The organism is Desulfocurvus sp. DL1XJH-121, assembly GCF_054819825.1.
In genome coordinates this window covers 23,607-29,704 of record NZ_JBTVWW010000031.1, presented here as the reverse complement: position 1 = coordinate 29,704, position 6,098 = coordinate 23,607, and the positions used below count along the sequence as shown (strand labels likewise).

Below are 6,098 nucleotides of genomic sequence, written 5' to 3'. Positions count from 1 at the left end.
TGGAGCGGGCTTTTCGCCCAAGGGGCCACGGTCTGCCGGGACGGCCGCGGAGAAGGAAAGCCTCCTTCCCCCCGGCCTCCTCTGCCATTTCACCGTTATCGTTTGGTCAGGGACAACATACAAGGGGCCTGGGGGGTTCGCCCCCCGGCCCCTTTGCCAGCTGGTTCAAAAGCGCAAGCTTTTGAACCAGCTGTCCCCCCACCACGAATATCCCCCCACAACGCACGAAGGCCCGGGCTCTCACCCGGGCCTTCGGCCGCGCGCGGGGCTACCCGCGCCTGTATTTCTCATCACGATACGCAATCCACCAGCGACCCCGGCATCTGATTGCGGATCTGCTCCAGAAACTCCTCTTCCGAGACCTCGCCGCTCTGCAACTGCTGGTACAGGTCCCAGAGCTCTCCCTTTTGCACGCCGTACCGCGTATCCTCCTCCATGGGCTGCTTGGGCTTTTCCGGCGGTTTGAACCCGGCCTCCTGCATCATCTTCATGAGCTCGCGGGAGCGGCCGATGCCCGCCTCCTCCAGCTCCATGCGCAGGGCTTCCATATCCTCGCGGGTCATGTTTTCCGGGTCGTACTTGGCAAGAATTTCCTCCACAGTGGATTTCTGGTCCTCGGTCATGGTCAGGCTGACGCCCCGGCCCATTCCATAAATCCCTGAAATCTCCATAAATCGTCTCCGTCACGCTTGAAAGTCCATGAAACGATATGCGCCGTTAGGAATTCTTCATGCACGGCGCATGCCTCTTCATATAACTTTACAAAACGACAGATTGCGGAGGCTGGCTGAGGAAGGCGTCATTGCTTTTCAAGGAGCAGGAGCCGCACCTGGGCCGAAGGCTGGTTGTGCATGGTGCAATGCATCACGCGGGCCGTGTCCTGGGGGATGGCGGCGCAGTGGGCCTCCACGGCGCGGGCCTCTTCCGGGCCGCCGGGATGGCCGGTGTACAGGACCAGGGAGATAAGCCCGCCCTGGCGCATCAGCGGCAGGGCCGCGTCCACGGCCGCGCAGGTGGTGGCCGCATGGGTGGCGACCCCCGGGTCGCCCCCGGGCAGGTAGCCCAGGTTGAAGGCCACGACCCCCAACGCCCCGTGGGCCACGGGGGGCAGTTCCCGGGCCAGGTCCTCGTGCCCGGCGTGGATCAGGGTCACGTTGTCCGGGGCGTTTTCCCGTCCGAGGCGCGCGCGGGTGCTCTCCAGAGCTTGGGCCTGCACGTCGAAGGCGAACACGCGGCCCCCGGGCCCCACGGCGCGGGACAGGAACAGGGTATCGATCCCGTTGCCCGCTGTGGCGTCCACGGCCATGTCCCCGGGGCGCAGGACGAGGCCCAGCAGGGCCTTGACGAAGGTGATGGTGTGGCTGACGAGCATGGGCCTTTGTAGCCCCGGCTCTCCGGCCGCGCAAGGCCCGCTAGTCCCGGGGCAGCGGGCGCACGGCCAGGGCCCGGAAGCCCCGGCTCTTGACCTTGCGGTCCATGTAGGTGTGCCCGAGCTGGAAGTTGAACAGCCGGGCCGTGACGTTCCTGGATTCGTTGGTCCAGACGAAGGCGCAGGACAGGTCCAGGGCCCGGGCCACGCGCACGTCCAGGCCGCAGTCCGCCTCGCGCTCGTGGCCCTGGGGCGCGTACAGGCTTTGCAGCTCCGCCATGCTGGGCAGCCGCCAGCCCTCCTGGTCCCCGGGCAGGGCCGAGGGGAAGGTGTAGCGCGCCCAGCGCCGGGCGTCGTGCCAGTTCACGTCGCCCTGGTTGTCCGCGCGCGACCAGAGAAGGCCCAGATGGTGGTCCGTGATGGTGCCGTCGTGGTTGTCCGTGAAGCGTTCGCCCGCGAGGGCCGGGGCCGCCAACAGCAGGGCGCAGGCCAGGACGGCGGCAACTGTGCGTAGGACATGGCTGTGCATCGCGTGTCTCCTTGGCTGGGGTTCACGGATGTCCGGTCCTGGTCCCATCCCCTGGGCGGTGGGTGGTGCGGGATGGCGCGTCGAGTGCGTGCGTGGTGCGGTCGGGGCTGCGCGCTCCCCGCCGTCGGGGGCGGGGAGCGCCGGGCGTCGTCAGCCGCCCTGGCTGGAATATTCGTCCATGATGGCCCGGAGCCGCCGCTGGATGCGGATGATGCGCTTGAGCATCTCGCCCAGGGCGAACAGGGCGATGGCCATGATCACGGACAGGCCCAGGACCCCGAAGCCCGCCACGGCGAACCACCAGTTGCGGGTCGTGTCCGGGGTGTTGGTGTTCCACAGAAACAGGATGCAGGCCACGGTGCCCGCGATCCACAAGAGGTGCCCGCACAGGCGCAGGATGGACTCCATGGGCAGCCGGGCGATGGGGTTGACCACGGTGTAGCCCTCGAAGCGGCGGCTGCCGCATTTAGGGCATTGCTCGTAGGAGTCGGAAAAGACCTCGCCGCATTTCTCGCATTGCAGGACGGTCTTGACGATGAAGTCCGATTGCATGTTCGCCTCCCTGTGCTAGGCGGGCTGCGCCGCGAGGTTGTTGCGTGCCGCCCTGGGCCGCTGGATGAGCCAGATCACGCCCCACAGGGCCAGGCCCAGGAGGTAGCACCAGTAGCGCTGGCTGTCCGGAACGCCCAGGAACTCCGCCACGTAGCCGGGCTGCATCATGATGTAGGTCACGCCGAGCAAGAGCGGGATCTCCCAGAACTTGTTGCGGGTGATGAACCAGCCCTGGGTGGCCGAGGCGAAGGCGAAGTTGCCCACGCAGGCCATGGCGAAGATCAGTATGCCCTGCATCCAGCTGTCCACGTTCCAGAGGATCAGGTCGTGGTTGAAGATGAACATGAAGGGCAGGATGGCCGTGCGGATGTCGTACATGAAGCCCTGCAGGCCCGTTGGTATGGGCGGGGCCTCGGCGATGGCCGCTGCCGCGTAGGCCGCCAGGCCCACGGGGGGCGTGTCGTCGGCCAGGATGCCGAAGTAGAAGCAGAACAGGTGCGCGGCCATGAGCGGAACGATGAAGTCGTTCAGCGCCCCGAGGTTGACGATGGCCGGGGCGGTCAGGGAGGCCATGACGATGTACGTGGCCGTGGTGGGCAGGCCCATGCCGATGAGCAGGCTGGCCAAGGCCGTGATGCCCAGCATCAGGAACACGTTGCCGCCCGAGAGCACGTCGATGACCTGGGTGATGAGGCCGCCCAGGCCCATGGCCACCACGCCCACGATGATGCCCGCCGCCGCCGTGGCCATGGCCACGCCCGCCATGTTGCGCGCCCCGTCGGCCAGGGACACGATGAGGTCCCGCGCGCCCTGGACGAAGGCGGCCTTGACGGTCGGCGTGTCCCAGGGCTTCAGGCCCTCGCGCTTGCGCTTGTACAGGGACAGCAGCGGGTGCTGCAGGAGCATGATGACCATCAGCACCATGATGGCGCGGAAGGCCGACAGCTCGGGGCTGTGGCGTTCGACGATCAGCTCCCAGAGCAGCATGGTCAGGGGCAGCAGGAAATGCAGGCCCGACATCAGCGTGGGGATCAGCGGGGGCAGCTCCTTGCGCGGGATGCCCTCCAGGCCCAGCTTGCTGGCCTCGATGTGCGAAATGTAGATCAGCGCCGCGTAAGACACGAAGGCCGGCACCGCGGCGGCCTTGACCACCTCGATGTAGGGCACGTTCACGTACTCGGCGATGATGAAGGCCGCCGCGCCCATGATGGGCGGGGCCAGCTGGCCGTCGGTGGACGCGGCCACCTCGATGGCCCCGGCCTTGGTGGCCGGGTAGCCCACCTTCTTCATCAGCGGGATGGTGAAGGTGCCGGTGGTCACGATGTTGGCGATGGACGAGCCCGAAACCATGCCCGTGAGGCCCGAGCCCAGGATGGCGGCCTTGGCCGGACCGCCCTTGAACCCGCCCAGGAAGCACAGCGCCAGGCGGATGAAGAAATTGCCCGCTCCGGCCTTCTCCAGCATGGTGCCGAAGAGCACGAAGAGGAAGACGATGGTGGCCGACACGTCCAGGGGGATGCCGTAGACGCCCTCGGTGCTCATGGTCATCTGGCCCACGAAGCGCTTGAGCGACACGGCCTTCTGCAAGAGGACCTCGGGCATGAAGTCCATCTCCGAGCAGAAGGAATAGACCACGAAGACCAGGGCGATGACCGGCAGGGCCGGGCCGATGACCCGGCGCGTGGCCTCCAGGAGCAGGCCCACGAGCATCAGGCCCATGAGGATGTCGCGCGTGGTGGGCTGGCCGTAACGCGTGGCGATGCCGTCGTAGTCCAGAAAAATGTACAGCGCGGTGAGCGTCGCGAGGATTCCCAGGATGTAGTCGATGATGGTCACCCGGTGCATGGCCAGGAAGAACCTGAGGTCCGGCCGCCAGGACGGGGTGAATTTGAACATCGGGATGTTCAGGAACACGAGGAACAGGCCGAAGGCCAAGTGGATGGCCCGGATGAACACCGTGTCCATGAGCAGCCAGCTGGCGATGGAGAGCTGGAACAGGGACCAGATGATGGCCACGAGCATGGTCAGCTGGGCGGTGAACCCCCCGGCCTCGCCCTGGAGCCCGTGCTCGGCCTCGGCCAGCTGCTTGGCGTATTCCACGCCGTGGATCTTCTCGTCCTCGTGAGCCTTTTTTTCCTTCATCATGGGAATCTGCCGCCGGGATTGGGGTGCTTGTCGGTGACGTCCGCGCGACGGACGGTGGCGTCGCGGGGGACGGTCCTCTGGGGTTTGAAAACCGCGGCCGGGCGCTGGGCCCGGCCGCGGGTGGTGGTTACTTCAGGCCGGCTTCCTTGTAGTACTTCATGGCGCCGGGATGGATGGGGGCCGAGAGGCCTTCCAGCATGGACTCCTTGGTCAGCACGGCGTAGGCCGGGTGCAGCTTCTTGAACTCCTCGAAGTTCTCGAAGACTTCCTTGGTCACCGCGTAGACGATCTCGTCGGACACGTCGGCGGAGGTCACGAAGGTGGCCTTCACGCCGAAGGTGGGCACGTCCTCGGTGTTCACGGCGGACTCGTAGTTGCTCATGGGCACGAAGGCCTTGGCGTAGTAGGGCTTCTCCTTCACGAGCTTGTCCACGCCGCCCCCGGCGATGGACACGAAGCGCACCTTGCGCTTGCCGGCGGTGGCTTCCTTCATGGCGCCGTTGGGATGGCCCACGGTGTAGAAGAACGCGTCGATGCGGCCGTCCTGCAACAGGCCCGGGGCCTCGGCGGCCTTCACGCCTTCGGCCTGGATGTCGGACTCGTAGTTCAGGCCCGCGGCCTCCAGGGCGTCGATGGAGTTCTGGCGCTGACCGGAACCGGGGTTGCCGATGTTCACGATCTTGCCCTTGAGGTCCGCGATGGTTTTGATGCCCGCGTCATCGGCGGCCACCAGGGTCACGGTCTCGGGGTGGATGGAGAAAACGGCGCGCAGCTTGGACTGGGGCTTGCCTTCCCACTCGGCCAGGCCCTTCATGGCCTGGTACTGGCGGTCGGACTGGACCACGCCGAATTCGAGGTCGCCGGCCATGACGGCGTTGACGTTGAACACGGAGCCGCCCGTGGATTCCACGGTGCAGCGGATGCCGTACTCGTCCTTCTTCTTGTTCACGATGCGGGCGATGGCGCCGCCGGTGGGGTAGTAGACCCCGGTGATGCCGCCGGTGCCGATGGTCACGAAGGTGGTCTTGGCCTGGGCGGACGCCGGAGCGAAACCGCACAGGGCAAGGCCCAGAATCATGACAGCAAAAAGGGTAGAGATCCTCCGCATGCTTGCCTCCTGTTCTTTGGTTGGGCCGTTGGGTCCCGCCCCCCCTGGGCCGGGGCCGATGAGTAGTCCTGATCCGCTCCGGAACGGGAACGGTATGGTCGCCTGGCGCCTCCGCGTACGGAGGCGGCGTTTGTGCGCAAACCAGGGTATTGAATTAGAATGCCTAGCAAATCCATTGCCAAAAAGCAATGACGAGGCGGGAATTTGATGGTGCCGTGTCCGTTTCCGGGGCCTGCGGCCCGGGGCGTTTCCGGGGGTGGGGCCTGTGGGGCTTGGGGTGCGGGGGGATTCCGGAGTTTTGTATTTCAACGTGTTGCATGGTGCCTGGGCGAAAAATAATCACGCGTCCCACGACGGGGCTCCCGAAGGGCGCCGATCGCGTTTCCCATTGTGGA

6 protein-coding genes are annotated in these 6,098 nt (G+C 66.1%); all 6 read right to left on the bottom strand.

Features of this window, described 5'->3' with window-relative positions:
* Nucleotides 1-290 precede the first annotated feature (290 nt).
* A complete protein-coding gene (locus tag ACYYG1_RS16000; protein ID WP_461211336.1) occupies nt 291-671 on the bottom strand; it encodes a hypothetical protein in 381 nt (126 codons plus the stop codon).
* 128 nt (nt 672-799) lie between these two features.
* A complete protein-coding gene (gene mnmM / locus ACYYG1_RS15995) occupies nt 800-1,372 on the bottom strand; it encodes a tRNA 5-(aminomethyl)-2-thiouridylate-methyltransferase MnmM (RefSeq protein ID WP_461211335.1) in 573 nt (190 codons plus the stop codon).
* Nucleotides 1,373-1,412: 40 nt separating this feature from the next.
* Nucleotides 1,413-1,898, bottom strand: a complete 486-nt coding sequence (locus tag ACYYG1_RS15990) for an Lcl domain-containing protein (protein ID WP_461211334.1) — start codon at nt 1,896-1,898, stop codon at nt 1,413-1,415.
* A gap of 150 nt (nt 1,899-2,048) precedes the next feature.
* Nucleotides 2,049-2,450 carry a hypothetical protein gene (locus ACYYG1_RS15985; protein WP_461211333.1) on the bottom strand — a complete coding sequence of 134 codons (402 nt, stop codon included), beginning with the start codon at nt 2,448-2,450 and terminating at the stop codon, nt 2,049-2,051.
* A 15-nt stretch (nt 2,451-2,465) separates the two neighbouring features.
* Complete coding sequence (locus ACYYG1_RS15980; RefSeq protein WP_461211332.1) at nt 2,466-4,595, bottom strand: TRAP transporter permease; 2,130 nt, start codon at nt 4,593-4,595, stop codon at nt 2,466-2,468.
* 127 nt (nt 4,596-4,722) lie between these two features.
* Complete coding sequence (locus tag ACYYG1_RS15975; protein WP_461211331.1) at nt 4,723-5,703, bottom strand: TAXI family TRAP transporter solute-binding subunit; 981 nt, start codon at nt 5,701-5,703, stop codon at nt 4,723-4,725.
* Nucleotides 5,704-6,098 lie beyond the last annotated feature (395 nt).

Excerpts from the sequence above, each read along its gene's own strand:
- mnmM (WP_461211335.1), bottom strand. The coding sequence starts at position 1,372 with ATGCTCGTCAGCCACACCATCACCTTCGTCAAGGCCCTGCTGGGCCTC.
- ACYYG1_RS15985 (WP_461211333.1), bottom strand. The coding sequence starts at position 2,450 with ATGCAATCGGACTTCATCGTCAAGACCGTCCTGCAATGCGAGAAATGC.
- ACYYG1_RS16000 (WP_461211336.1), bottom strand. The coding sequence starts at position 671 with ATGGAGATTTCAGGGATTTATGGAATGGGCCGGGGCGTCAGCCTGACC.
- ACYYG1_RS15975 (WP_461211331.1), bottom strand. The coding sequence starts at position 5,703 with ATGCGGAGGATCTCTACCCTTTTTGCTGTCATGATTCTGGGCCTTGCC.
- ACYYG1_RS15990 (WP_461211334.1), bottom strand. The coding sequence starts at position 1,898 with ATGCACAGCCATGTCCTACGCACAGTTGCCGCCGTCCTGGCCTGCGCC.
- ACYYG1_RS15980 (WP_461211332.1), bottom strand. The coding sequence starts at position 4,595 with ATGATGAAGGAAAAAAAGGCTCACGAGGACGAGAAGATCCACGGCGTG.